The organism is Psychrobacter sp. UBA6739, assembly GCF_002453835.1.
Taxonomy (GTDB): Bacteria; Pseudomonadota; Gammaproteobacteria; order Pseudomonadales; family Moraxellaceae; genus Psychrobacter; species Psychrobacter immobilis_A.
This window is the reverse complement of sequence record NZ_DKHR01000031.1, coordinates 60,585-86,918: the sequence shown is the minus strand read 5'-3', so window position 1 is coordinate 86,918 and position 26,334 is coordinate 60,585. Positions and strand designations below refer to the sequence as shown.

24 protein-coding genes are annotated in these 26,334 nt (G+C 42.9%); 15 read left to right on the top strand and 9 right to left on the bottom strand.

From position 1 onward, the window contains the following. Positions 1-30: 30 nt before the first annotated feature. Positions 31-1,326 carry a right-handed parallel beta-helix repeat-containing protein gene (locus B2575_RS07750; RefSeq protein ID WP_250163711.1) on the bottom strand — a complete coding sequence of 432 codons (1,296 nt, stop codon included), beginning with the start codon at positions 1,324-1,326 and terminating at the stop codon, positions 31-33. A gap of 224 nt (positions 1,327-1,550) precedes the next feature. Between B2575_RS07750 and B2575_RS07745 the strand changes: the two genes are divergently transcribed. After that, positions 1,551-1,886 (top strand): hypothetical protein, encoded by a 336-nt coding sequence (locus B2575_RS07745; protein WP_250163710.1) that lies wholly within the window; start codon positions 1,551-1,553, stop codon positions 1,884-1,886. Positions 1,887-2,004: 118 nt separating this feature from the next. Here the strand turns inward: B2575_RS07745 and B2575_RS07740 are convergent, their stop codons facing one another. Together B2575_RS07740 and hemH are read right to left on the bottom strand one after the other, a co-directional pair. Then, positions 2,005-2,820 carry a BPSS1780 family membrane protein gene (locus B2575_RS07740; RefSeq protein WP_250163709.1) on the bottom strand — a complete coding sequence of 272 codons (816 nt, stop codon included), beginning with the start codon at positions 2,818-2,820 and terminating at the stop codon, positions 2,005-2,007. Between the two features lie 200 nt (positions 2,821-3,020). After that, the gene (hemH, locus tag B2575_RS07735; protein WP_109591036.1) at positions 3,021-4,040 is read right to left on the bottom strand and encodes a ferrochelatase; all 1,020 of its coding nucleotides are present in this window, start codon (positions 4,038-4,040) and stop codon (positions 3,021-3,023) included. A gap of 522 nt (positions 4,041-4,562) precedes the next feature. On the opposite strand from hemH, the gene metX reads away from it, so the two are divergent. The 5 genes from metX to B2575_RS07710 all read left to right on the top strand — a co-directional run bounded on the left by metX (position 4,563) and on the right by B2575_RS07710 (position 9,720). Continuing rightward, on the top strand, positions 4,563-5,969 hold the full coding sequence (gene metX / locus B2575_RS07730) for a homoserine O-acetyltransferase MetX (RefSeq protein WP_296241030.1): 1,407 nt from the start codon (positions 4,563-4,565) through the stop codon (positions 5,967-5,969). Continuing rightward, positions 5,966-6,583 carry a methionine biosynthesis protein MetW gene (gene metW, locus B2575_RS07725; protein ID WP_296240991.1) on the top strand — a complete coding sequence of 206 codons (618 nt, stop codon included), beginning with the start codon at positions 5,966-5,968 and terminating at the stop codon, positions 6,581-6,583. The genes metX and metW overlap by 4 nt, the downstream gene beginning before the upstream one ends. Positions 6,584-7,143: 560 nt before the next feature. Then, on the top strand, positions 7,144-7,725 hold the full coding sequence (locus tag B2575_RS07720) for a tetratricopeptide repeat protein (protein WP_045443681.1): 582 nt from the start codon (positions 7,144-7,146) through the stop codon (positions 7,723-7,725). A gap of 146 nt (positions 7,726-7,871) precedes the next feature. Beyond that, the gene (locus tag B2575_RS07715) at positions 7,872-8,372 is read left to right on the top strand and encodes a DUF2569 domain-containing protein (protein WP_198329678.1); all 501 of its coding nucleotides are present in this window, start codon (positions 7,872-7,874) and stop codon (positions 8,370-8,372) included. A gap of 265 nt (positions 8,373-8,637) precedes the next feature. Then, a complete protein-coding gene (locus B2575_RS07710; RefSeq protein WP_227697620.1) occupies positions 8,638-9,720 on the top strand; it encodes a rhodanese-related sulfurtransferase in 1,083 nt (360 codons plus the stop codon). 66 nt (positions 9,721-9,786) lie between these two features. Here the strand turns inward: B2575_RS07710 and B2575_RS07705 are convergent, their stop codons facing one another. Together B2575_RS07705 and serA are read right to left on the bottom strand one after the other, a co-directional pair. Continuing rightward, positions 9,787-10,215, bottom strand: a complete 429-nt coding sequence (locus B2575_RS07705; protein ID WP_087814015.1) for a hypothetical protein — start codon at positions 10,213-10,215, stop codon at positions 9,787-9,789. A gap of 139 nt (positions 10,216-10,354) precedes the next feature. Beyond that, complete coding sequence (gene serA / locus B2575_RS07700; RefSeq protein WP_201602093.1) at positions 10,355-11,581, bottom strand: phosphoglycerate dehydrogenase; 1,227 nt, start codon at positions 11,579-11,581, stop codon at positions 10,355-10,357. A 556-nt stretch (positions 11,582-12,137) separates the two neighbouring features. Between serA and B2575_RS07695 the strand changes: the two genes are divergently transcribed. After that, the gene (locus tag B2575_RS07695) at positions 12,138-13,508 is read left to right on the top strand and encodes an FAD-binding oxidoreductase (RefSeq protein ID WP_296241028.1); all 1,371 of its coding nucleotides are present in this window, start codon (positions 12,138-12,140) and stop codon (positions 13,506-13,508) included. Positions 13,509-13,606: 98 nt separating this feature from the next. On the opposite strand, the gene B2575_RS07690 is transcribed toward B2575_RS07695, so the two are convergent. Then, on the bottom strand, positions 13,607-14,236 hold the full coding sequence (locus B2575_RS07690; protein WP_201602099.1) for a BLUF domain-containing protein: 630 nt from the start codon (positions 14,234-14,236) through the stop codon (positions 13,607-13,609). A gap of 347 nt (positions 14,237-14,583) precedes the next feature. Here B2575_RS07690 and B2575_RS07685 point away from each other — a divergent pair, with 347 nt between their 5' ends. From B2575_RS07685 to lspA, 6 genes are all read left to right on the top strand, one after another. Continuing rightward, the gene (locus B2575_RS07685) at positions 14,584-14,934 is read left to right on the top strand and encodes an IS630 transposase-related protein (RefSeq protein WP_296240977.1); all 351 of its coding nucleotides are present in this window, start codon (positions 14,584-14,586) and stop codon (positions 14,932-14,934) included. Beyond that, the gene (locus B2575_RS07680; RefSeq protein ID WP_349681514.1) at positions 14,909-15,433 is read left to right on the top strand and encodes an IS630 family transposase; all 525 of its coding nucleotides are present in this window, start codon (positions 14,909-14,911) and stop codon (positions 15,431-15,433) included. Before B2575_RS07685 ends, B2575_RS07680 begins: the two co-directional genes overlap by 26 nt. Positions 15,434-15,712: 279 nt before the next feature. After that, entirely contained in the window at positions 15,713-17,350 is a 1,638-nt protein-coding gene (locus tag B2575_RS07675) for a carbon-nitrogen hydrolase family protein (protein WP_045453728.1), read from the top strand. A gap of 145 nt (positions 17,351-17,495) precedes the next feature. Next, on the top strand, positions 17,496-18,053 hold the full coding sequence (locus B2575_RS07670; RefSeq protein WP_296241021.1) for a protein disulfide oxidoreductase: 558 nt from the start codon (positions 17,496-17,498) through the stop codon (positions 18,051-18,053). Positions 18,054-18,478: 425 nt separating this feature from the next. After that, positions 18,479-21,325: an isoleucine--tRNA ligase gene (gene ileS / locus B2575_RS07665; RefSeq protein ID WP_296240976.1), complete on the top strand. Its 2,847-nt coding sequence runs from the start codon at positions 18,479-18,481 to the stop codon at positions 21,323-21,325. Then, positions 21,318-21,965 carry a signal peptidase II gene (gene lspA, locus B2575_RS07660; RefSeq protein WP_250163703.1) on the top strand — a complete coding sequence of 216 codons (648 nt, stop codon included), beginning with the start codon at positions 21,318-21,320 and terminating at the stop codon, positions 21,963-21,965. The genes ileS and lspA overlap by 8 nt, the downstream gene beginning before the upstream one ends. Positions 21,966-22,075: 110 nt before the next feature. On the opposite strand, the gene B2575_RS07655 is transcribed toward lspA, so the two are convergent. Next, positions 22,076-22,687 carry a glutathione S-transferase family protein gene (locus B2575_RS07655; RefSeq protein ID WP_250163702.1) on the bottom strand — a complete coding sequence of 204 codons (612 nt, stop codon included), beginning with the start codon at positions 22,685-22,687 and terminating at the stop codon, positions 22,076-22,078. 216 nt (positions 22,688-22,903) lie between these two features. After that, positions 22,904-23,575, bottom strand: coding sequence for a DUF1294 domain-containing protein (locus B2575_RS07650; RefSeq protein WP_250163701.1), 672 nt, complete (start codon positions 23,573-23,575; stop codon positions 22,904-22,906). A 148-nt stretch (positions 23,576-23,723) separates the two neighbouring features. Here B2575_RS07650 and B2575_RS07645 point away from each other — a divergent pair, with 148 nt between their 5' ends. Further along, positions 23,724-24,221, top strand: coding sequence for an FKBP-type peptidyl-prolyl cis-trans isomerase (locus B2575_RS07645; protein WP_250163700.1), 498 nt, complete (start codon positions 23,724-23,726; stop codon positions 24,219-24,221). A 50-nt stretch (positions 24,222-24,271) separates the two neighbouring features. Further along, entirely contained in the window at positions 24,272-25,312 is a 1,041-nt protein-coding gene (locus B2575_RS07640; RefSeq protein ID WP_238048875.1) for an aldo/keto reductase, read from the top strand. A 142-nt stretch (positions 25,313-25,454) separates the two neighbouring features. Here B2575_RS07640 and B2575_RS07635 read toward each other — a convergent pair whose 3' ends face one another. Further along, positions 25,455-26,255 carry a lysophospholipid acyltransferase family protein gene (locus tag B2575_RS07635; RefSeq protein ID WP_109591016.1) on the bottom strand — a complete coding sequence of 267 codons (801 nt, stop codon included), beginning with the start codon at positions 26,253-26,255 and terminating at the stop codon, positions 25,455-25,457. Positions 26,256-26,334 lie beyond the last annotated feature (79 nt).

Here is a 26,334-nt window from a genome sequence, read left to right as displayed (position 1 = left end):
CGATAACGCTTTTTTAATATAAAACCACACTTACGGCTGCTCAATATGAGTAGCCGTTTTGCTTGCCTCACGAATTTTTATAGCTTGCTCGGCAGTTTTGCCAGTAAAAATATTGTTTTTAATAATGGTGTTTTTTATTGCCCCTGCTGCGCTGTCCTCCCGAATCTCAGAACCGACATGAATGGGCAAACGCACGTTCGCTGCAAACTTATTGTCAGCTATTAGCGTGCCGTCACCCTCCACGACAATGCCCTGCGCTACTTGCTCAAAACGATTATCAATGATCTGATTGTCCTTAGCACTGTCTAAATGATAGCTGGCAAATGGCGTTTGCTTCAGCAAATAAGCACCGCATTCAAAACCTTTGAGATTGCGCGACTGCCTTGACGCCACCCAAACCCCGACTGGCTCATCGTTAAAAGTATTGCCACGAATCATATTGTCACGGCTTGACTCGGTACGCTTAAAATGATTACCACGCGCCTGATCATCGGCATGCTCAAAGCAATTGCGATACAGCAAAATACTGCCTGCCCCATTATGGATAAACTGGTTATTCTCGATACGGTTATTGCTCGACGAATCCACGGCAATGGCCTCACGATTGGGCTTAAAGGTACGGAAACCATTACCGACAAACACCGAATTTTGAATCACATTATCGCGGCTACCAAATTCCAGATATAACCCAACGGTGCCTGCGTTTTGAATACGTATTTTATCAAAGCTCACTCCATGCACATGATCGCCGACGAATATGCCACTATTGATACTGTTTTGACTACTCACATTAATCACACGAATATCGCTTGGTGCAAGCGCACGATTGGCAGCAGGGTCTATCAAGCCGCGCGCATAACGCTGGTTGGGCTGGCTATATTGGCGAATATGTAGCGCATGACCATAGCCATCCACATGACAATTGGCAACGGTAATATCTTCGATAGCGCTATCTGTTTTGGGCTTAATCATAATTGCGCTGGCCGTTGACGCATCATCAGCGCGAGTACTGAGTAGTGCGCCCTGACAGTCGAGAGAGCTGTGCGAATCATTCAACTCAAAGCGTATCGACTTGGCTGTCAAATCACAGCTTGCACTGAGTACGCTGTGACCTTTTACCTTAACTATTTGCTTCGGCGTTAATTGTGCGCAGTCTATGGCTGTCGTGGCTTTTGGCAGTTTGGCATCAATCACAAGCGGCGGCTTTGCTATGCCTTCATCCAGTCCTACATCATTGCTGGCAAACGTTAAACGTTCACATGCGATAAGACCTAGCGCACTGCTTATCAAGGTTGCAGTCAGTAGTAATTTATTAGGAGATAACATATAGAGTCTTCTCATTTTATAAAGTCTTATTATTTTATTAGGAGGGGTACTAATTTTACTGACCGTCTTACATTTTTTGAACATCCTGTGACACCTTACTACTATTAGCAAGCGTCATAACACGTCACAATGTTTTTAATAAAATCACAATGCTTTTAATAAATAAATCTTAATAAATAAATCAGTCACATCCATTAATAATAACTATCAATAATGAGGAAACTATGATGGACAATTCAAAAAGCCCATTACCAGAAGCAATGGATCACATTGAAGGTGATACGGACGTCAATAATAACAGCCAAGAAATTGATTTGGCTGACCCTATGTTGCATACCATTGATAATGATGATGTCATTGACAATAGCGCAGGATTTGACAACTCGCAAGCCGGCAGTGATGCGATTCAAGGGCTGACACCCATGCATCATCAAAATATAGACGAATCGCGAATCGATGAAGTACTAGTGGACGATAATTTGGATGACAGCGATTATCCAGATATTGTCGATATCGCTGATAGAGACGCGGCGGAACGTAGTAATGATGACGATTTTTAACCACGCTCTTTCATGATAAAAAAGCTCTCTCATAACAAAAAAGCACGCCCGTTATATCGAGCGTGCTTTTTTATTGTGCTTACCGTACTTCTGATATCAGGGTCTGTTGAGCAACCAACTATAGCGCTGACAATGGCTGATCTGTCCAAACATCTCGGTAACTGGTGTAGTAGGTAATCATACCTATTGGAAGCAGTGCTAGCATACCTAGCCCTAGTGTAAAAACTACCATCAATATCATTATTATAGGAGCAATCAACCAAAAAACGAAAAATGGTAAGATATTTTTTAAACACCCTTTAAAACTCATTTTCATTGCCTGAACAGGCTCAATGTTGTGAAGCACAATTAAAGCAGGTGCAAACCAGATAGCCATAAGTACAGGAAATAATAGTACAAAAACCAATAAAACACTCAATACCATACCTGCAATCGCAACGTCACTTGACTCCTGAGCTAAAGACAAAGCCATACCACCGAATATAATCAGCATAGGTATCATTGCAACAATAACAGCCACTAAATACAAGACGAATAAAATAACTAATGGCTTGAGATGCGTATAAAAGGCTGAAAAAAGATGGTCAAATCTCAGCTCGTTACCTACAGCTTGATCGGCACAACCTTTTATTATTCCACCAACAAACACAAAGGAAAGAAAAGGGAAGATGAAATTTACCACGGGTACGCTACTACCAATCATAGCAATGATTAAATAAACAACACCAATAGCTAACCATAATAAAAATTGATCTTTAAATATTGCAAATGCTTTGGTAATCCAACTTATACCCCACCCTGCTTGGCACATTCGAGGTTCTACCAATAACTGCGGTAATAGGCCGCCATACTCGTCAGTGGGCGGTAAATTCGGTGGTTGACTATCGGGTTTTTGTAGAGACACAGAAGGTTGTGAATAATTGGAGCTGGACATTTTTATCCTCAAAAATAAAGTTAAGCAAACGTGAAACTAACAATGACAATGAAACAAAGGTTTATTTGGCATAGTTTTACATATCAGTCACCAAAAATCCCAACTTTATTCTATTTTAATCAAATTCATTCAAATCATTTAGTCAAAAAAATACCGAACATGATGTCCGGTATTTTTTTATAACTTACAAATTCAATTAATCAAGCCCAACCATCTAGCGTTCCCGCCCAGCCTTTGACCAATGGCGCACTAAGCGCTTCGAGCAAATCAATGTGCGCCTCATCCAAGTTCAATGCGGGAATATAGTGATATTCTTGTCCACCCGCGTGGAGAAAGTTTTCACGATTTTCGATGGCCAGCTCTTCTAGCGTTTCCAGACAATCAGCAGAAAAAGCCGGACTAATGACTTGTACCGAGCGCACACCTGACTTGCCCCAATCTTCTAGTACCACATCGGTATAGGGCTTGACCCATTCTTGCTTGCCAAAGCGTGATTGAAAACTGATAATCCATTCGTCATCTTTTAGACCAAGCGCGTGAGCCACTTGTGCGGCGGTACATTTACAACGCTTAGGATAGGGATCGCCTTTATCAGCATAAGGCTGCGGGATGCCGTGGAAGCTAAACATCAGCTTGTCAGGCTTGCCATGCTCTGCTTGAAAGCGGCTAATCGAATCAGCCAATGCTTGAATATACAGCGGATGCGCAAAGTAATCTTTGACAATAGTATAGTTCGGCAAATTGCGCTGCTTGAGCGTCCACTTTGTCAGTGCATCATAAACAGCGCCACCAGAGGAAGCGGAATACTGTGGAAATAATGGCAAGATAACAAAGTGATCAACGCCTTCACCGCGCAAGGTATCCATCACATCAGGCAAACCAGGATTGCCATAGCTCATCGCCGGATGGACAGAAACCCGAAATGGTGCGGCACTATTTGCAAGCCGTGGTTCCAATAGCTCCACTTGGCTCTTTAGTATCTTACGAATCGGTGAGTCGCCTTCCCAAATACTGGCATAGGCTTTTGCCACACGTTTAGGGCGGCTTGGCAATACAAACAAATTGAGAATAATCGCCCACAAGAATTTCGGAATCTCAATTACTCGGGGGTCAGACAAAAACTGTTTTAAGTAACGACGTACGGCAGGCGCTGTTGGCTCATCTGGCGTACCTAGGTTCACTAATAGGACGGCAATACGGGGAGGCAGTTCAGGTTTCATAGCAGCACTATTTTATTATTAGGTTAATTAAAGAAGAATATGCGATAAAAGATTATTAAGTCATGATTGATTAAATGCTTTATTAGTGTAGCATTTTATCCATTAATAACGCATGGTAAAAGCACCCTTATACAATTTGATACTTAGTTGCTATTTATTGCTATTTATGGATAGTCATCAATCATCCATTCACCCCAACCCTTCTCTGCCTACCACCCATCGTCCATAAGAACCATGCTTAAAAGACTATGCCCAAAAGACTCGCTCGACGGTTGTACTCCTACGCGCATCACCATACAATAGGCAAGCACATTGTAAGAAAAACATTTAGAAAACAGTGTCGGCAAAGCAGTATTGGCAACACTGCCTATCGACAGTTTGCCCTTTTTATTTTATTGATGATTGTTGTCTTGCGAGGTAGCTTTGAACGCACGCCCTAATAATACCAGTGACCAGTCCCCGACAGATACGCTTCATTCGGCCAGCTTAGTTAATCCCGTTGACTCAGTCGGTTCAGTCGGCATTGTCACGCCTCAGATTTTTCATTTCGCTGAGCCGTTGACGTTAGAATGTAATCGTACTTTGCCATCGTTTGATTTAATCATCGAAACTTATGGCACGCTAAATAGTGATAAATCAAACGCGGTACTCATTTGCCACGCCCTATCCGGCAGTCATCACGCGGCAGGTTTTCATAGTGCTGATGATAAAAAGGCTGGCTGGTGGGACAATATGATTGGCCCTAATAAAGCCATCGATACCAATCATTTTTATGTCGTATGTGTCAACAACATCGGCAGCTGTTTCGGCTCTACCGGTCCAACAACGATTAATCCTGACAGTATCGATTCAGACCAGAATAATGTAAACAAAAACAGTTTAGACAAAGACAGTTTAAACAAAAACAATCCAGCCAGTGAGCCGCAAGTTTATGGTCCTGACTTTCCGCTCGTCACTATTAAGGACTGGGTAAAAACCCAAGCGATGCTGTCAGATCGTCTCGGTATTGACGTTTGGCATGCCATTGTTGGTGGCTCAATGGGTGGTATGCAGGCGCTGCAATGGTCAGTTGATTATCCAAATCGGTTAAAACGCTGCGTGGTCATTGCCAGCACGCCAAAGCTCTCAGCACAGAATATCGCCTTTAACGAAGTGGCGCGGCAGTCCATTTTATCCGACCCTGATTTCAAAGAGGGACGTTATTTACAAGCAGGCACCTACCCTCGTCGCGGACTGATATTGGCTCGGATGGTTGGGCATATCACTTACTTAACCGATGACGCGATGAAGGCGAAATTTGGTCGTGATTTAAAGTCTGGCAAATTTATGTATGGCTACGATGTTGAGTTCCAAGTGGAGAGCTATTTACGCTATCAAGGTGAGCGCTTTAGCGAAAACTTCGATGCCAATACTTATTTGCTCATGACCAAAGCTTTGGATTATTTTGATCCAACACGTGATTATCCATCAGCCATGGCAACAGATTCGACAAAATCAGCAGCGCAGCTTAAGGACTCAATCACCACATCAGTCGAATCTAGTAAACAAAGCACGCAACCTGCGTTAGAAGATACGGTGGCAACAATAGATGAGAGTGAACAGAATCGTCAGCAAGAGCTGTCTGCGCTCAAAGCGGCCTTTGCCCATACACAATGCCAATACTTGGTGGTCTCATTTACCACGGATTGGCGTTTTGCACCCGAGCGCTCACAAGAGATTGTCGATGCACTGATGGCCACTGGCAAACCAGTTAGCTACATCAATGTCGATGCGCCGCATGGTCATGATTCTTTCTTATTTGATATTCCTCGTTATATGGGTTCCGTCCGAGGATTTTTGACTGCGCCATTTATCTCCGACAGCAAATCAAAACAGCCAGCAAAAGGCACAAATCAAAATAGCCAGCAAAAAGCAGGAGCACGCTCATGAGAATGGATCATCAATTGGCTGAGCGCTGGATTGCGCCGCACTCACATGTACTGGACTTGGGCTGCGGCAATGGTGAGCTACTCGCGCATTTACAACAAAATCGCGGCGTCACTGGCTACGGACTTGAGATTGACGAAGAAAAAATCAATGATGGTATCGCCAAAGGCTTATCTATCATCGAGCAAGACCTGAATGATGGTCTGGCACGTTTTGCTGATAACAGTTTCGACACCGTCGTCATGGCACGGGCGCTGCAAGCGGTGAAATCGCCTGATGTGCTCTTGCTTGACATGCTACGTATTGCCCGCGAAGCCGTCATCACCTTCCCCAATTTTGCTCATTGGCAAAACCGCATTCATTTAGGGCTTAAAGGCATGATGCCTGTCTCAGAGGCATTGCCTTATGAGTGGTATAACACCCCAAACATTCATCTGTGTACGTTTAAGGATTTTGAGCAGCTTTGCGCCCAGCATGATATTCATATCGTCAACCGCTTTGCCGTCAGCGATTCTGAAAAAGGTCATACGTCACTTATGAAAGCATTGATACGCCAAGCACCCAACCTATTGGCAGACGTCGCTATCTATCGTGTCACCAAACAAAAACCTGAATAATAGGTTTATCTACCTGGGGCGTGTCTTCATTTTAAAAATGGTGATAAAAATGAGATAAATTGCTGTCAAATAAGGATAGTAGCGCAAATAATATCGAGATATTGCTAAGCTATTTGACGATGTTTGGCAAAATTTAATCATTTTTGCCCATTTAGAAGATAATCGATTGAATTGAAGACACGCCCTAGCATTGGTTCAAAGCGGTAGCACGACTCATAAATACAAATTTTAACCTTAATGACTTATTAATTTATTCTTACGCTTAAGTAACTCTATGATTTTATTGAGGACAATGAGGTATGAATAAGCATTAAATCATGTAATTAGTATTTGAGTTTCGTAAGTTTGGGTGTTAAGCTAGCAAAATAGTGTCAATCGCACCCTGATTCTGACCGTTTATCGGTTCGATTAAAGGAATTTGCCACAACACATCGATTAATTATATTGCTAATGATTAGGTAAGTTGGTATCGCAAGATTTCACCTAATTGTTATCGCCGTCTAAACCCTTTTAGCGGTGCAACTTTTTTTGCTTATTAACTGCCTAATTTTGGAGCTGCTATGAAATTATTAAAAGCTGCGTTGTTTACTGCCTTATTTTCTTGTGCAGGTCTAGCAAACGCTGAGTTAATATCAAACGTGCCACTTGATACGTCACGTTTTGAGCTAATGCCAGTTAGTGAACTGTCTAACCGCGCTGCCCAAGGTAACGATCACGCTCAGTTTTATTTAGCCAAGCGCTTACAGAAAGGCGAAGGCATTGCAAAGAATACCCAACAAGCTATCCAGTGGTATACCAAAGCGGCTCAGCAAGGCGTTGCCCCTGCTCAGTTGAATCTTGCCATCATGTATTTGCGTGGTGAAGGTGTGCAGCCTAACTTGCAACAAGCGAAAGTTTGGTTAGAAAAAGCCGCTATGCGTGGCGATAACCGTGCCAGCTATACCCTTGCATTGCTCGATGAAAAGCAAAAAAATCTCGTCGATGCTTATAAATGGTACGATTTGGCTGCCCGTGATGGTATGCTTGATGAAAAAGTACGTAATAAAGCACGCGGTAAAATCGGACAATTGGCATTGAACTTATCAAGCTCAGATATCGCTAGCGCTCGTAGCAAAGCGGATACTTGGTTCCAGAGTAAGTAAACCAGTTAATAAAATTTGAGACAATAAAGACCCAGCGTAACTGCTGGGTTTTTTATTATCTATAATATCAGCTTAGGTTGACTTATCATGAGACAACGTTTACTAGTTACAGCTTAATTTTAAATCAATGACTAAAGGAGAATTTGGTGGCAGAACACTTAAAAGGGATAGGCGAAGAACCGTTAGAAGGGATAGGCGGTTGGCTGTGGTTGGTTGCTCTTGGGATAGTAGCTTCACCTTTACGAATCATCTTTCTTATTTTTCCACTTTATTCTGAAATATTCAAAGATGGTTCTTGGGATATATTGACCTCATCAGGAACCGAAGCGTATCATCCTATGTGGGCGCCAATCATATTAGCAGAAATGACTATTAATGGTGCATTAGTGCTCACATGGATATTTGTTGGATTCTTATTCTTCTTGAAGAAGGCTGTCTTTCCAAAGTTCTATATCGGCATTCTACTGTTTACTCTCGTATTCATCATTATCGATGCGATGGCGGTTAAAATTATTTTCCCTAATGATCCTATTTTCGATCCTGATACGACTAAAGAGCTGGTTCGAACGCTTGTCGCTTGTCTTATATGGATACCCTACATTCTTATTTCGAAGCGAGTACAAGCTACTTTTGTGAAAGAACTGTGATGACTACAATTACCTATTTTTTGTTTCAACTGTAGAGATTTCAATCCATGAGAGGTTTTTCGTACACTATATCTTCATATTGCGAACATTATGGGTATGAGTTATGTTCAAAAACTCTGCAAAATTTGCTACACTACGCCCCCATTAGCCAATTCCACAATTGCGCTAGTGTTATGAATCTTACCAATTAGTTTCAACCGTTAATTTTAAAAAGCACCTTAAACCCAACGCACTAGGTTTGCGACCTAGCCAGCAGGAGAAAAAAATGAGTACCATTCAAGACCATAATACAGCTAGCAATATCCAAAACAGCACTGTCACCGACAACAAATCAGCCCCAGCCTACGATAGCGTCACCAATAACATCGTCGTTGCCGCTCTATATAAGTTCACGCGTTTTGCTGATTTTGAGCAATACCGCGAGCCAATTTTAAATAATATGCTCGATAATGATGTCAAAGGCACGTTATTGATTGCCAATGAAGGCATTAATGGTACGATTTCTGGCACACGCCAAGGTATCGATAACGTCCTTGAGTATCTGCGCAGTATCGAAGCGATTGGTAGCTTTACCTTTAAAGAATCTTATACCGATGCTCAGCCTTTTTATCGTACCAAAGTGAAGCTCAAAAAAGAAATCGTTACAATGGGCGTAGAGAATATTGATCCATTGCAATCAGTTGGACGCTATGTAAAACCAAGCGAATGGAATGCGTTAATCTCAGACCCTGACGTCATTCTTATCGACACCCGTAATGATTATGAAGTTAAAATCGGTACGTTCCAAAATGCCGTCAATCCAAATACCGAAACGTTCCGCGAGTTCCCAGAATACGTCGCAAAAGAGATGGATCCAGCCAAACATAAAAAAGTCGCGATGTTCTGTACTGGTGGTATACGCTGTGAGAAGTCGACTGCTTATATGCGTGAGCAAGGCTTTGAAGAGGTGTATCATTTAGAGGGCGGCATCTTGAAGTATCTAGAAGAAATCCCAGCCAGCGACTCTATGTGGCAAGGCGATTGCTTCGTTTTTGATAACCGCGTGTCGGTCAATCATAACTTAGAAAAAGGCAACTATGAGCAATGCTTCGCCTGCCGTATGCCCATTACTGTCGATGACATGCAAAGCCTTGCTTACATCAAAGGCGAGTCATGCCCACACTGCATTGATAAAGCGACCGACGAGCAAAAAGCACGCTTTCGTGAGCGCGAGCATCAAATGCAGCTGGCGAAGAAACGTGGCGAAGCGCATATTGGTAGTGATGTGATTGATGTGATTGAGAAACGCAAAGCCGCTAAAATTGAAGCACGTCGTCAAGCGGAAGACGCTAATCAAGCTAAAAAATAATTGCAAGTAAATATTGTCTATTAAAAAATGTGGCAGATTTATTGTAAGAAAACTTGCCACATTACTTTAAATTATGAAACCTATCACATTAATATCTTTCTCATTTGCGAACTCAAATAGTTTTTGAACTTTTTGGAACAGGTTAATTACATCTTGATCTTCTGCATAACCCATATCTGATACCACTTCATTTAAGTCTGTCTCTTGAAAGTCTGATACAATTTGCGTCACTGCATCAGAATCGTATAAAAGACCTTCCTGTGCCTCATAAAACTCTTTATCTTCCTTTGCTAAAAATAATAAGTTGGATAACGGGTAATCACCACTTCCCAAAATTTCTAGCACTTCCATGGAATAAAACTCGAATGATTCTTGAATGAAATTTTCATACTGATTGTCAGTATTCCAACGCATTTCATGAAGGTCGATATTACCATTAATTATATTTTCTAGTTGGTCATCAGATGCTGTGCAGAAGCCAAAAGCCATTGACATAATATGTTCCTGTAGTAGTCCATGAATAATTAATCAACAATTGAGTAGTAATGATATCGTAAGCATTTACTGAATAATAGTTTAAAAATAAAAAAGAGGCTTATTAGCCTCTTTTTTATGAATAAGTTATCACTATAACTTAAAACAAAATACGCACACGAATCGTTTCTTCTACGTCTTTTAGTTGATCTAGTGCGGCATCTGAATCGTTATAATCAACATCCATCACTAGATAACCGACATCGCCCTCTGTCATCAGGCTTTGCGCGAGGATGTTAATCCCTGCTTCTGCAAACAGACGGTTAATCTGTGACAGCACGCCTGGTACGTTTCTATGAATATGTAGCAGACGGTGTGAGTTTTCTTTGAACGGAACAGAAACTTCTGGGAAGTTGACTGCGGTTGCCGTATCACCTTGGTCAGAGTATCTAACGAACTTATCAGCGACTTCAAGTCCGATATTGGCCTGCGCTTCTTGCGTTGAACCACCAATATGCGGCGTCAAGATAACGTTATCAAACTTACGTAGTGGAGATTCAAACTCTTCATCAGCTGATTTTGGCTCTTTCGGGAACACGTCAATCGCCGCGCCCAGTATTTTACCAGATTCAAGCACAGCGGCTAAATCATCAATCTCTACGCAAGTACCACGAGCGGCATTGATGAAGTAGCTGCCGTCTTTCATATGGGCGAACTGCTCAGCTTTCATCATATAGCGGGTGCTTGGTACATCAGGTACATGCAAAGTCACGATGTCAGCCGTTGATAGTAGCTCTTCTAAGCTACCTACTTGTACCGCATTACCTAGTGGCAATTTGGTCACAGCATCATGATAAATGACTTTCATACCAAAGCTTTCTGCCAAGACAGACAGTTGCGAGCCGATAGAACCATAACCGACGATACCGATCGTCTTACCACGTACTTCATGTGAGTTGGTCGCAGACTTGCCCCAACCGCCACGATGTACGGTCGCGTTCTTTTCAGGAATGCCGCGATATAGCATGATGGCTTCGGCCAATACCAATTCAGCCACCGAACGGGTATTTGAGTATGGCGCGTTAAAGACGGGAATACCCAAATCACGAGCGGCGTCTAAGTCTACTTGGTTAGTACCGATACAAAAGCAGCCAATACCGATGAGCTTGTGCGCGTGCTCAAGTACTTCACGTGTCAATTGCGTACGCGAACGGATACCGATAAAGTGAGCGTCTTTAATCTTTTCGATCAGCTCATCTTGATCTAATGCGTGACTGATATTCTCGATGTTATGATAACCAGCTCCTTCCAATACTTTTAAAGCATTGTCATGTAGACCTTCAAGCAATAAAAACCGGATTTTGTCTTTTTGTAGTGATAACGCCATATGAGAACTGTCCTATAATTGTCTTGTAAAATTATCTGAGGGATAATCTGTAGTCGAAGCCGTTTAAAGTAGGTACAAAGTAACCAAGCGCAAACCATACACTGAGTACATTAAATGAGGTTAACGTCGTAACCACTTACCAATGCTTTAACTATAGGGTGGGTGAAACGAAAACAGTCTGGATATCTTACACAAAATTGGGCGGCGATGTTAGCAGATTAGATGAATTATTGGTTATCAAGCCTGAAAAATTTTTATGCTATAGTAAATCACGCTGTTCGACGTTTATTAAACTATTTTTTACCATTTACCGCCATATAAGCACGCAACATGACATCTTTCTATCATTGCTTTACTGGCTCACTTATAATCATATAAATACGTACTATATAAACATACCTATGTGGCTATGTTTATATCCATTTAGCGATATAATAATCCCCTTTAGGCATAGCGCTTACGTTTATACCGAGATTTGACCATGACTTCTTTATCTAGCCAAAGCACCTCTGCAACCCATACAACAGCTGCTGTTCAAACTATTTTGAGCACTTTGATGGATGTTCATCAGTTTGACGCCATCCAAATCAAAACCGACCCTGAGAGCTTAGAGCATTGGGGCAAAGACTGGACTAAGCATTTTGCGCCTGCTGCTGCTGCCATCGTCTTTCCGAAGACTACTGAGCAAGTACAAGCGATTGTACTGCTTGCCAATGAGCACAATGTGGTACTAACGCCAAGTGGCGGTCGTACCGGTTTGTCAGCTGGTGCCGTCGCCGCCAATGGCGAGATTGTCGTCAGTATGGATAAAATGAACCGTATCGGACAGTTTTATCCAGCCGATCGAATAGTTGAAGTCGAAGCAGGCGTCATTACTCAGCAGTTGCAATCATTCGCAGAGTCTAAAGACTTGTACTACCCTGTCGACTTTGCCTCAGCTGGCTCAAGTCAAATCGGTGGCAATATTGGCACCAATGCAGGCGGTATCAAAGTCATACGCTATGGCATGACTCGTCAATGGATTATGGGGCTGACAGTGGTCACTGGTAAAGGCGATATCTTGCAGCTCAACCGCGGTATGGTCAAAAACGCCACTGGTTATGACTTGCGTCAATTGTTTATCGGTAGCGAAGGCACACTTGGGCTTGTGACCCATGCACAAGTTAAGCTTGAGCGTCAGCCGCAAGACTTAAATGTCATGGTACTGGGCATGGACAGCTTTAATGATGTCATGAATGTGCTATCAGCCTTCCAAGCGAAGATTGACTTGACCGCGTTTGAATTCTTTGATGATGTGGCGATTGATAAGTTGATGGCACATGGTCAAGTACAAGAGCCATTTGAGTCGCGCACCAAGTTCTATACGCTATTAGAGTTTGAAGCACCATACGAGCCTATCATGGATAAAGCCATGGCGATATTTGAGCATTGTATGGAGCAAGGCTGGGTCGTCGATGGTGTCATGAGCCAGAGCTTGGCACAGGCTGAAGAGCTGTGGAAATTGCGCGAATACATTTCTGAGACCATCTCAGTATTTACGCCTTATAAAAACGATGTATCTGTACTGATAAGCTATGTCCCTGAGTTTATCACCGAGATTGATCACATCGTCAGCAGTAACTACCCTGACTTTGAGGTTTGCTGGTTCGGTCATATCGGTGATGGTAACTTGCATCTTAATATTCTAAAGCCTGAAAACATGAGTAAAGATGATTTCTTTGCAGAGTGTCAAATCGTCAACAAACACGTTTTTGAGACGGTACAGAAGTATGGCGGTTCGGTTTCGGCTGAACATGGCGTCGGTATGACTAAAAAGCCGTATCTACATTATAGCCGCAGTGAGACTGAGATTGAGTACTTACGAGAGGTGAAAAAAGTCTTTGATCCAAATAATATTATGAACCGTGGCAAGATTTTTGATATGTAAGTGCTTATTCAATGATTAAGCTCATAATTAAAATGGCATAAAAAATGACGCTAAACGTGATGGTTTAGCGTCTTTTTTTGGCTTATCAAAGCGATTATTTATAAAAATAACAACACTAGCGCTACCACTAATAACACACTTAAAAAACCTTGAACGATTAAAAATGCTTGGTGCGGGGCGGCGATATGACGAAACATATTGCCCAGTGCATTATAGGTAATACCAGCCGCTTTGATATGTGGCGGCGTATCAAAGGTTTTGATGATTTGTAAAAAATTCTCGGTACGATCAGGTGACCAATTATGCGGCGCAAATGGCAAATATGGCGATAACTGTGCAGCTTGCTTTTTGCTCGCTGGTGACCATAACCAACGCTCTAAAAATAATAAGCGCATACGCCAATCCGCAAAACGGCGATGTTCTATCGTCTGCAACAGCAATATTTCAGTATTCTTATGACGATTATCCGCAAATATGCGTTGCTTTAAGGCAAATACGTGCGCTTTCTCACCTTCGATGCATTGCAAAAAATGACCACTACCATAACATAGAGTACCTGTAATGCCATGCTGTTGATTATAGTTACGCGCATGACATTCTACTTCATCAAATATAGAGGCGCTTAAACGTGAGACAAGTGTCAAACTACTAACATACACCAATTGAACCAGCGCTGAGTCTTCTATCTCATCCCAGCTACTGACTCTATTGTTGTGACTTGAGGGCATAATAAAACAATCCTAAAAAGCCGATTAAATACGGCTAAACAAAACGATGCCCCAATGAAAAAAGACAGCGACTCACAAAAACGTAGCAAATAGTTACCACGTTAAACTGTCATTACTTGAGTAGCTTGTTATGATAACCAGCAAAACAAATAGANNTATTTAAAAATAATGTTAAGCTAACAGAATATCTGTACTGACACCCTCAGGTTAAAATCTGTACCAAACACTTGGCTTGTATTAACCCCAACGACTGTTTGTGAACATTATGAAAAATTTTATAGTTATAGTCAATTCCACCTAAAAGTGTTATAAACTAATTATCAAACCCAATTGTTATTATAAAGACCATGACTTACTCACTAGATTTTCGCAAACAGGTACTAAAAAGCTTAGACGAGGGTATGACCTTTGCCGAGGCGGCTGAGTTTTATAATCTGAGCCCAACCACCATACAGAACTGGAAGCGGCGTGTTCATAGTAAAACAACCAGGCAAACCAAGCCCTATAAAATACCAGATGACGTGCTACTTAATGACGTCAAAGAACATCCTGATGATTACCAGTATGAGCGAGCTCGTCGCTTAAACTGTAGTAAAACAGGCATTTATCATGCCCTAAAGCGCCTAGGCATCAGTCAAAAAAAAGACCTTAGAACACCCAAAAGCCTGTCCGATCAAAAGAGCGATATATCAGAGTAAGCTTAATAGCTTTAGGCAGCAAGGCTATCCCATCGTTTATATGGATGAAAGTGGCTTTGAGTCTGAGACCATTCGCTCTCATGGTTATGCACCGATTGGTAAGCCTTGTATCGATAGCTACAACTGGCAAGGTAAAAAGCGAACCAACGTTATCGGCGCTCTGTATAACAAGATGCTGTTTGCACTAGATTACTTTAAGCACAACATTAACAGCAGCATATTCTACGAATGGTGCAAACAAACCCTAATCCCAAGTCTTAAAACCAAATGCGTGATTGTGATGGATAATGCCAGATTTCATAAGAGTAAGCGTATTCAAAAGCTACTGAACAGGCATGGTCATCGTATTCTATGGCTGCCACCGTACAGCCCTGATTTGAACCCTATTGAAAAGAAATGGGCACAAGTAAAGTTTCTACGCCAAGGCTGGTTGGAAAACGACTTATCCAAGTTGTTTTATGATGTTTGTCCTAACCATAACAATTTTGTTTTGAACTGACTATACTTCAATTTATAGTCACTTTAATTTAAATTTATAGCTACTTTAAAATGATATGAGGTTCAAAAAACACATCAGTAACGCCAAAGCTGACAGAAGTTATAAGATAAACTATCTTCATAACTTATTGTAAATACAATGATAATTTATTGTAACGGTAATATTTTATGATTGGAATATTTTTATCACTTTTTTTACACAAAAAATTGCCAACCAAATTGTGGCAACGCATGCTATTTGATATCACTAAAATTAATAAAGATCCAAAGCAGGAACATTATGAGCAAAATAGAAAAACTAGACGACTTTCATCTAACCATCGCTGAAATCAAGAAGAAAGACTATCCACAATTAAAAGCACTGATGGATCGCGTCTATGTCAACTTGGGCGGTGCATGGTCAAAGAACACTATTAATACCTTAATCGATGCCTTCCCTGAAGGTCAGATCGCTTTATTTGATCATGATCAATTGATTGGTATCGTGTTATCTATGCGTGTTGATTATGCCACGTTTTCTAACCCGCACACCTACGACGACTTGATTGGTCATAAAGAGATTATCAGAGACAACCCTGAAGGCGATGCTATTTACGGTTTAGATGCGCTGATCGACCCTGAATACCGTGGTTATCGCCTAGGACGTCGATTATACGATGCCCGTAAAGAGCTGTGTCGCCAGTTAAACTTCCGAGCTATTTTGGCTGGTGGTCGTATCCCGAACTATCATAACCATCAAGATCTCACACCTGGCGAATATATTGAAGCCGTCGCGGCTCGTGAAATTCATGATTCTGCATTGTCTTTCCAACTCTCAAATGGCTTTATCGTCAAGCGCATCTTAACGGCTTATTTGCCTGACGATAAACAATCTAAAGGTTTTGCTACTTTACTTGAGTGGGCAAATATTTATTACGAGCCGCAGGACTATAAGCCAAACACTCGTAAGTCTGAGGTGCGTATTGGTGGTATCCAATGGCAAATGCGTGAAGTCGAGTCACCTGAAGAGCTGCTGCAGCAAGTCGAATTCTTTGTCGATATTATGGCTGATTACAATTCTGACTTTGCTTGTTTACCAGAGTTCTTTAACGCACCGCTGATGGGTCTGTGTGAATCGACGGATCAAAACGTCGCTATTCGATTTTTGGCCGGTTATACCGAATGGTTTAAAAATGAGATATCGCATTTAGCGGTCAGCTACAACGTCAACGTCATTACAGGCTCGATGCCGTACTTGGACGAGGACGATACGTTATATAATGTCAGCTACTTGTGCCGCCGCGATGGTACGGTCGAAGAGCAGCGCAAAATCCATATTACCCCGCATGAGCGTAGCGCTTGGGTCATCGAAGGCGGTGACGAGGTCAAGGTGTTTGATACCGATGCCGGTCGTATCGGTATTTTGGTCTGCTATGACGTTGAATTCCCTGAGCTTGCCCGCCTCATGGCACTTGATGATATGGATATCTTGTTCGTGCCTTTTTGGACAGATACGCAAAACGGCTATCTACGCGTGCGCCACTGCGCCCAAGCACGTGCGATTGAAAACGAATGCTATGTGATGATTTGTGGTTCGGTTGGTAACTTACCACAGGTTGAAAGTCTCGATATTCAATACGCACAGTCTTCTATCTTCTCGCCATCAGATTTTGCTTTCCCGCATGATGCGATTATGGCAGAAACCACCGCCAACACTGAGATGGTATTTTTCTCAGATGTGAACTTAGACAAGCTTATTCATGTCCGTAACGAAGGCTCGGTACATAATCTGCTTGATCGCCGTGACGACTTGTATAGTTTGAAGTGGAAGAGAAAATCTAAAGTATCAGCCAGTAAGCTAAGCGATGATGAGCGCCTCGAAAACTCTGGTAGTGTCCTGCTCGGTGACCCATTACAAAACCGTGCGCAAAAACCTTAATCAGTCACTTTAAAATACCAACACTGAACACGGTTTAATAAAATTTATGAGTAATACGGCTGACATTTCAGCCGTTTATTTTTATCTATCAACAACTACTTATCAAAGCCGTTTATACAAAACCTATAGCAAAAAAGCAGCCATTATGACGACTGATACTGATACTGAAAAATCCATTAAAAAGCCAAAGAAAACACCCAAGCAAAAGGGGTTGTCTATCGCTAAAAACCTACTCATATATGGCTTGGTATTTGCTGTTATTTATACCGCTATCAATTGGTGGCGACAGCCTATCATGCCCGCCAACCCGCAATTGCAACTGACCGATTATCAAGGGCAAGTCGTTGACTTAGCGGCGCTGAGCAATGAACAACCAACGCTGGTGTATTTTTGGGGCACGTGGTGTCCCATTTGTAGTATCACCTCGCCGACCATAGACAAACTTGCCGCCGCAAATGATTATCCAGTCGTTACGATTGCCATTAAATCAAGCACTGACCAAGAGCTGCACCGCTACCTTAATAAAAACAGCTATCGCTTTACGACGATAAATGATCAAGAAGGCAGCATCTTCGCTGATTGGCAAGGACAAGTGACACCTTCGTATGTCATCTTAAAGAATGGCGAGATGACTCAAGGTTTGACGGGCATTCAACCCTTATGGTCGCTTAAATTGCGCTTATGGTTATCATCCGTTTTTTAACGCTTAGCCTGCTATTTAGAGTCCAATTATTTAGAGCCCAATCGATAGACAATGGCACTTGCCATCCGTATGATTCAATAGGTGATGCATCACTCATATAAATGATTGGTTTTGGCTAAAATAAGGACAATACTGACCAGCTCTTTTTACCCTAGCCTTTTTGTCATATAATAGCTGGCAATCTCATTGCCTCTTTTTAGTTTATTGCTATCACGGTATTTTATTATCCATAAGCATATTTTATGTTGCATTCGTCTCGATAGCATTTATTATTGACGTAAGCATATTTATGACGTTGATGCACAGCGATATATTATAAGTGAGAAAGCGATCATCAACGGTTAAGCAGCCAGCTAAGCATTACCCTAAATGTCACATCTGACTTTACATCGATTTTTAATCCATTTTCTAAAAAGACACCTTCTATGACTGATAAAAGTACTGATACGCCAAGCCAAGATTATAAAGACACGCTAAACCTTGCCGATACGCCATTTGCGATGCGTGCCAACCTTGCCAAGCGTGAGCCAGATTGGCTTGCTGCTTGGGAAGCGGATGATGTGTACGGCAAAATTCGTCAGGCACGTGCTGGGGCGACCAAATACATTTTGCACGATGGCCCTCCTTACGCCAACGGTCAGATTCACTTGGGTCACGCGGTTAATAAAGTACTCAAAGACATTATCGTGAAGTCAAAAACGCTATCCGGCTTTGATGCGCCTTATGTCCCTGGTTGGGACTGTCATGGTCTGCCTATCGAGCAAAAGGTCGAAGCCAAAGTCGGCAAGGTTGGTCAAAAAGTCTCCGCCACTGAATTCCGTGGCCTGTGCCGCGAGTATGCGAGTACCCAGATTGAATTGCAAAAGGCGGATTTTAAACGTCTAGGCGTGTTTGGTGATTGGGACAATCCTTATCTAACGATGAACTTCCATCAAGAAGCCAACATCGTGCGCGCATTGGCCAAAATTTATGACAATGGTCATGTGACTCGCGGTATGAAGCCGGTCAACTGGTGCTTAGACTGTAGCTCTGCGCTGGCTGAGGCGGAAGTGGAATACCAAGATAAAGTGTCTGATGCTATCTATGTGAGCTTCGATGTTTTAGATACGGATAAGGTTGCCTCGTTGGCTGATGTAGCAGGCAATATCGCCGCTGTTATTTGGACGACGACCCCTTGGACGCTACCTGCTAACCAAGCCATCTCTGTACATCCTGAACACAACTATAGCGTGGTGGCGACTGAAAAAGGTAATTTGCTATTAGCCGCGGACTTGGTTGAAACAGCATTAACGGAACTCAAACTTAGCAATCAAGGCGTGCTAGCGACCGTATCTGGGCGCGAGCTTGAAGGCTTGCGTGCCCAGCATCCACTGATTGCAGACCGTCAAGTACCGCTTATCCTAGGAGATCACGTAACCACAGATAGTGGTACTGGCCTCGTCCATACAGCACCCGGTCACGGTCTTGACGATTATATCGTCGGTCTTAAATATAACTTACCCGTTGAAAACCCAGTCAGTGGTACGGGCGTTTATCTGGACAGCGCAGCGGTATTTGCGGGCGAGCACATTTATAAGGCCAATCCAAAAATCATCGCCGCACTGCATGACAATGGACATCTAATCAGTCATACCAAGATTGAGCACAGCTATCCGCATTGCTGGCGTCATAAGTCACCGATTATTTTCCGCGCAACGCCGCAGTGGTTTATCAATATGGAAACCAAAGGTCTGCGTGAGCGTGCGCTTGCAGATATCCCAGCAGTAAGCTGGACACCAGCATGGGGACAAAACCGTATCGAAGCCATGATGACGGGTCGACCAGATTGGTGTATCTCACGTCAGCGTACATGGGGCGTGCCGATTACTTTCTTTACCCATAAAGAAACAGGCGAGCTGCATCCAAACACGCTTGAGCTGATGGAAGTCGCTGCACAAAAAATCGATGCGGGCGGTGTGGAAGCTTGGTTTGATGCCAGCTGTGAAGACTTCTTAGGCAACGAGGCTGCTGACTATGATAAAGCAACCGATACCTTAGACGTTTGGTTTGACTCTGGCACGACGCATTTTGCGGTCCTTGAGCAGCGCGATGAATTGACCAATCCAGCAGATATCTACTTGGAAGGCTCTGACCAACATCGCGGTTGGTTCCAGACTTCATTATTGACCTCAGAAGCCATATACGGTCGCCCACCATTTAAGCAAGTACTGACGCATGGTTTTGTGGTTGATGAAAACGGTCGCAAGATGAGTAAATCACTGGGCAATATCATCACGCCGCAGGAAGAGATCAACAAAACAGGCGCGGACATGCTGCGTTTGTGGATTGCCTCAAGCGACTATCGCTATGAGATGAGCGCAGGTAAAACGGTCTTTAAAGGTGCAATCGATATGTATCGCCGTATCCGTAACACCCTGCGTTTCTTACTTGCCAATACCGATGACTTTGATCCTGCGACCAACAGCGTCGATATCAATGAGCTGGTCAGCCTTGATAAATTCATCATTGAGCGCGCGCAAACCGTGCAAGCACAAATCATCAGTGCTTATGATGCCATGGATTTTCACCAAGTCACCCAGCATATTACTGCGTTCTGCTCGCAAGATTTGGGCAGCTTCTATTTAGATATTATCAAAGATCGTCAGTATACGACTCAGACTGATGGACAGCCACGCCGCTCTGCGCAAACGGCTATTTATCATATCGTTCAGGCGCTCATTCGCTGGATTACGCCGATTTTGTCATTCACGGCACAAGAAGCGTGGGAAGTATTGCATGGCGCTGACAATTATGTATTTACTGAAGAATGGTATACATTTCCAGAATTTGAGCTAAGCGCGATCAGCAACGATGACTGGCAACGTATCATGTTGGCAAAGGATATGGTCAATAAACATATCGAAACGGCACGTGGTGAAAAAATCATCAACGCTAACTTGTCTGCCGATGTTAATCTATATGCTGACGGTGCAATGCACGAAAGCTTGGCCAAGCTGGGTGAAGAGCTGCGCTTTGTACTAATCACTAGTAGCGCAACTTTGAAACCTATGAGCGACGCTCCTGCCGATAAAACAAGCACAGATGAGCAAACTGACGCCAGCACGGATGAATCAGTAGACTTAGTGGTCAATGTGAGCGCCGCAGCTGGCACCAAGTGCGTACGCTGCTGGCATATCCGTGATGATATCGGTACCGATAGTGCACATCCAGAATTATGCGCACGCTGCGTGACTAACGTCAGCGGTGATGGTGAGGTGCGCCACTATGCCTAACCATACGCCTAACTCAACAGAATCATCAGACAACAAGCCGCCATATGGTGAAGTCGATAAATCACCTGAGCCAGCTCATGCAACCACAGGCAGCTCAACGACACCGAAAAGTCGTCTGAATAAGACGCCAAAAATGATTGCGAATGGCCGTCGTGCGTTTACGTGGTATCTCCTATCGTTGGTCGTGCTAATCATCGATCAATGGACGAAGTGGCTGGCTGAAACTAAGCTGACTTTTCATGAGCCAGTGCCTGTGATTGAGCCTTTTCTGAATTGGACATTGGCATACAACTATGGCGCGGCATTTAGCTTTTTGGCAGATGCTGGTGGTTGGCAGAAGTGGTTTTTTTCGGGATTGGCATTGATAATGTCGCTATTTTTAATTGGCTACCTGATAAAAGCCCCGCGCCAAGCCAAGCTACTATCGACAGGTCTAGCGCTAGTGCTCGGCGGTGCGATTGGCAATCTCATTGACCGCTTGCTACATGGTCACGTCATCGACTTTATCCATGTACACAACGCTGATGTCTGGCATTACCCTATCTTTAATATTGCGGATATGGGCATTAGTATCGGTGTGGCGTTGATTGTCATTGACATGCTGTTTTTAGAAAAAAAGCGTGAAATGCCACGGTCGTAACCGTCTACAGCTAGAGATATTAATTCAATTTATAAATAAAAAAGGTGGGTTACTCAGTCGTAACCCACCTTTTTTATTCATCATTTTTTCTGATAAAGNNTCATGATTGATTATCTCTTAGGAAACTTCTCACGCTTCGATAGTTTTCCAAGATAATCTTGAACCTGCTCAGGCAACTCAACACCCAGCATCTTCAACCATGAAAACAAATGCTGATAATAAATGTCTGCCAGCGTAAAGCTGTCCCCCGCTATATACTCCTGCTCATCTACCCAAGCATAAGCAATCGGCAGGGCTTTTTGGATACACTTCAGGCAGTTGTTAGCGGTGCCCTCAGGCCAGTTTTCATAATTGTCTAATACCTTGATTTTGGTGAGTATCCATAGATAACTCTCAATCTCGATCATGCCAAATGAAATTACTTGGCGAAGTTTATAGTTTTTCTCAGCGAAGTTCTCATCTGCTGTGTTTGGTGTCAAAGGTTTGTCAGGGTGTAACTCATTGAGATATTCAATAATAGCTAACGACTCAGTAAAGTGTTTGCCTTCATGTGTGATGGTAGGGATTTTACCAAAGGGGTTAACGGCTAAAAACTCAGGACTTCGCTGCTCCCCTTTTTTGCCATCTATTTCTTTGGTCTCATATTCTAAGCCCAGCTCCTGTAATGCCCAAATGACCGTTTCAGCGCGACTTGGATGGCTATATTTGTATAAAGTAATCACTTACGTTCGCCTTTTATTATTAATGAAATCCATTTAAGGTTTATTCTGAAAAATCGTGCTCATTGCGTACGATTCGTCATACTCGCACAAAATACCAATGCACGGCAACCAGCCACTCAAGATATAAAACTTTGATGTTTCATCAGCCGTTTATTTTAGACTTAAGCATTAAACATCAAAACTACACCGCTCACTATGATAAATAAACAAGTGCTTTTATACCAAAGAATCAAGTAATCCTTGCAAAAATGCTAAGCCTCCCCCTGTCAATATAAACAATAACCCCGCCATATTAATTACGACAGTTAAATAATACGCCACTCGAAATTCAGGCTTTTGCGACTTGTGGCGTAGATACGTTTGCGCAACTATCGCGCCCACCCAACCTCCCAGCGCACTTAGCAGATGCAAGGTTGATTCAGGTGTGCGCCAATCATTATTCTGAGCAGCGGCTTTGTCCTTGGCATACATCATATAAGTAATGAGACCCAAGGCCACATACCAACCCACGACCAGCCAGCTGAGCTTGTTCATGGCAGCCAACAAGATTAATACGCCATAAAAGCCCACACCAAGGAACAAACGTTTCTTTTGTCCTGCTTCAAAGTCTGCTTGCATGCTACGTTTGTGATTACGCTGACGGATTTTCTGATTCTTTTGCGCCATTTTTTGCTGCACAAAGCTCAGTTCTTGTACATCTTTTGCTTGCATACGCCCTTGATTGTCTTGCCCAAACGTAAAAACAACTGGCTCACCGACCTCAGGGCGACGGCGCGCTTTAAACTCATTGATATGAAAGAATATTGAATCACCATTCTGTGTTTCGATAAAACCAAAGCCTTTGTCGTCTTGCCACTTTTTAATGTGACCTTGTTGTTTATTTACCATAAAAACCCTTGCCTGCTCTTAGAATTGCCAAATATATTACACTATTTGCGTTACACTATTTACGCTTACATACTCTCCAAGATGGCTTATCATTTCTTATATTATTTGCCAAACCAATTCCTAATCCCGTAATAAATGGCTGTTGACTATGACCGACTCACAATTTATCAATCCCAATGAAGACACCCGTATCAGTTTTGGCAGCCTTGTAAAGCTGCACTTTGAAGTATCACTAGAGAACGGTACGATGATTGATTCTACCTTTAGCCGTGATGCGCCTGTGACGCTCACCATTGGTGATGAAAGTTTGTTACCTGGCTTTGAGCAGGTATTAATGAACCTGCGCGCAGGTGACACGCGCTCTGCCCACCTTGAGCCGGAGCAGGCATTTGGCGATTGGAATCCTGACAACATCCAACATTTCAGCCGTACTCAGTTTGCGTTAATCGCTGATAATCCAGAAATCGGCATGATGGTAGAGTTCGAAGACAAAGGCAAAAACACGCTGCCGGGTACGATTAGTGCACTCGATGACGATCAAGTCGAAGTGGATTTTAACCATCCCCTTGCCGGACAATCCCTGTTATTTAAAGTAAAAATCTTTAAAGTTACCCCGCCTGGTGTCACTGGTATAAAGCTCATGTAATCGCTTGAAAAACTGTCAGCTATAAAAATACATTTACAAAGGACATTCATATGCAATATCAAATGTTGCCACAACTCAATGAAAAAGTTTCTAAGATTTGTTTAGGCACGATGACATGGGGACAGCAAAATACCGAGATCCAAGCACATGAACAAATGGACATGGCGCTAAGCGAAGGGGTGAATTTTTGGGACACGGCGGAAATGTATCCATCGCCGCCAGATAAAGACAAGCAAGGCGATACTGAACGCTTCATGGGCACATGGTTTAATAAAACCAAACAGCGCGATAAAGTTATCCTTGCTAGCAAAATATCGCCGATGGATTTTTTGCGTGATGGGCAAACGCGTTTTAATGCCGAACATATTAGCAGCGCCATCGATGGCAATCTTCAGCGTTTGCAGACCGATTATATTGATATTTATCAGCTCCATTGGCCTGAACGCCAAACAAATTTTTTTAGTCAACTTGGCTATACCGAAGAGATGGCATCGCAACCATTAGATGATTTGACACCATTTCTAGAGACCATTCAAGCGTTAAATGATGAGATTAAAAAAGGGCGTATTCGCGCTTATGGACTATCGAACGACACCGCTTGGGGACTGATGCGCTATCTATGGGAGGCTGATAAAAATGGTTTGATCGCTCCTATCACGGTGCAAAATCCTTATAGTTTGCTAAATCGCTTATATGAAGTCGCTATGGCCGAGATTACGCACCGTGAAAATGTAGGTCTATTGGCTTATTCACCGCTTGGCTTTGGTGTCTTATCTGGTAAATATCTCGATGGCAAACGTCCAGCGGGTGCGCGTCTGACGATGTATGATCGCTTTGCGCGCTATACCAATGAAGAAGCGCTATCAGCCACTGCTCAATACGCCAAAATAGCGGCAGATGCAGATTTAGATATGGCACAGATGGCACTAGCTTTCGTTAACTCACGCTCATTTGTTACCAGTAACATTATTGGCGCTACTACAATCGAGCAGCTAAAATCCAACATCGATAGTATCCATTTAACCTTAAGCTCAGAAATATTAGAAGCGATTGAAGCCGTGCATACACAGCATCCCAATCCATCACCTTAGTTTGATATAGGTAAAGCATTTATAAATTAATGTTTGAGTATTTAGTAAACAAAAAAGGCGCAAATCGCAGTTATAAACTGAGCGATTTGCGCCTTTTTTATTAGAGCGTGTTAAATATTCGAAACTATTAAGCTGTCAGCGCTTAAACTTTAGCGACTTTCGTTAAGACTCGCGAATGCAGTTCCGCCAAACCTTCTTGCATACGGGCTTGTAACAAATCCGTCAATTCACTTTTGCTCAACCCTTTAGGATCTATTGGCTCCAGTGGCAATACATAGGCGGTCACATCTTTCGTATCGAGCACCTTTTTTATGCTCTCTTTCATCGTAAGCTTGCCATAGTAAGGCAACTCTTCACTTAACGTGCCGTCTTTATTGACGTAAGCAATTACCAGCGGGCGTACGGGCACGTCAGCATCTATGGCAGCTTGTAGCAAAGTACCATGAATACGTTTGATTTTTTTGCCATCGGTGGTGGTCGCCTCAGGGAAGAATATGACCGAGAAACCTTTGGTCAAAAAACTGGCAATTTGGGCGGCGACCGACCCTGCATCACCAGAACCACGCTCAATAAATACCGTGCCTGCTGCATGAGCCAGCTTACCAAATACAGGCCATTCACCGATTTCAGCTTTGGATAAGAAAAAAGCAGGACTCAGTGTTCCCACCACAGGGATATCCATCCATGACACATGATTGGATACCCATAATCCGTGGTGCTGCTCTACCCGCTCGACTGCCACAACCTTGACGCCAAAAGAGCCTGCCATTTTGCGGCAAAAGGCTTGAATATAGCGTGGCAATTTTTCGCGTGGGGGCTGCTTAAATGCGCCAATACGTTGGGCGGCGCGCAATCCACCAGCGATAGTGGTGGTCATGCCAGCAATTTGTTTGCCGCGCCCCAACTGTTGTCTGAGTGAGAAGCCTGACTTAGATTGGCTCATCTGTGTCCCTCGTGGTTAAAAACTTATGATTATATATCGTAAACAAGCGCCATGAGTATAACAAAATTTATTCAGTCAG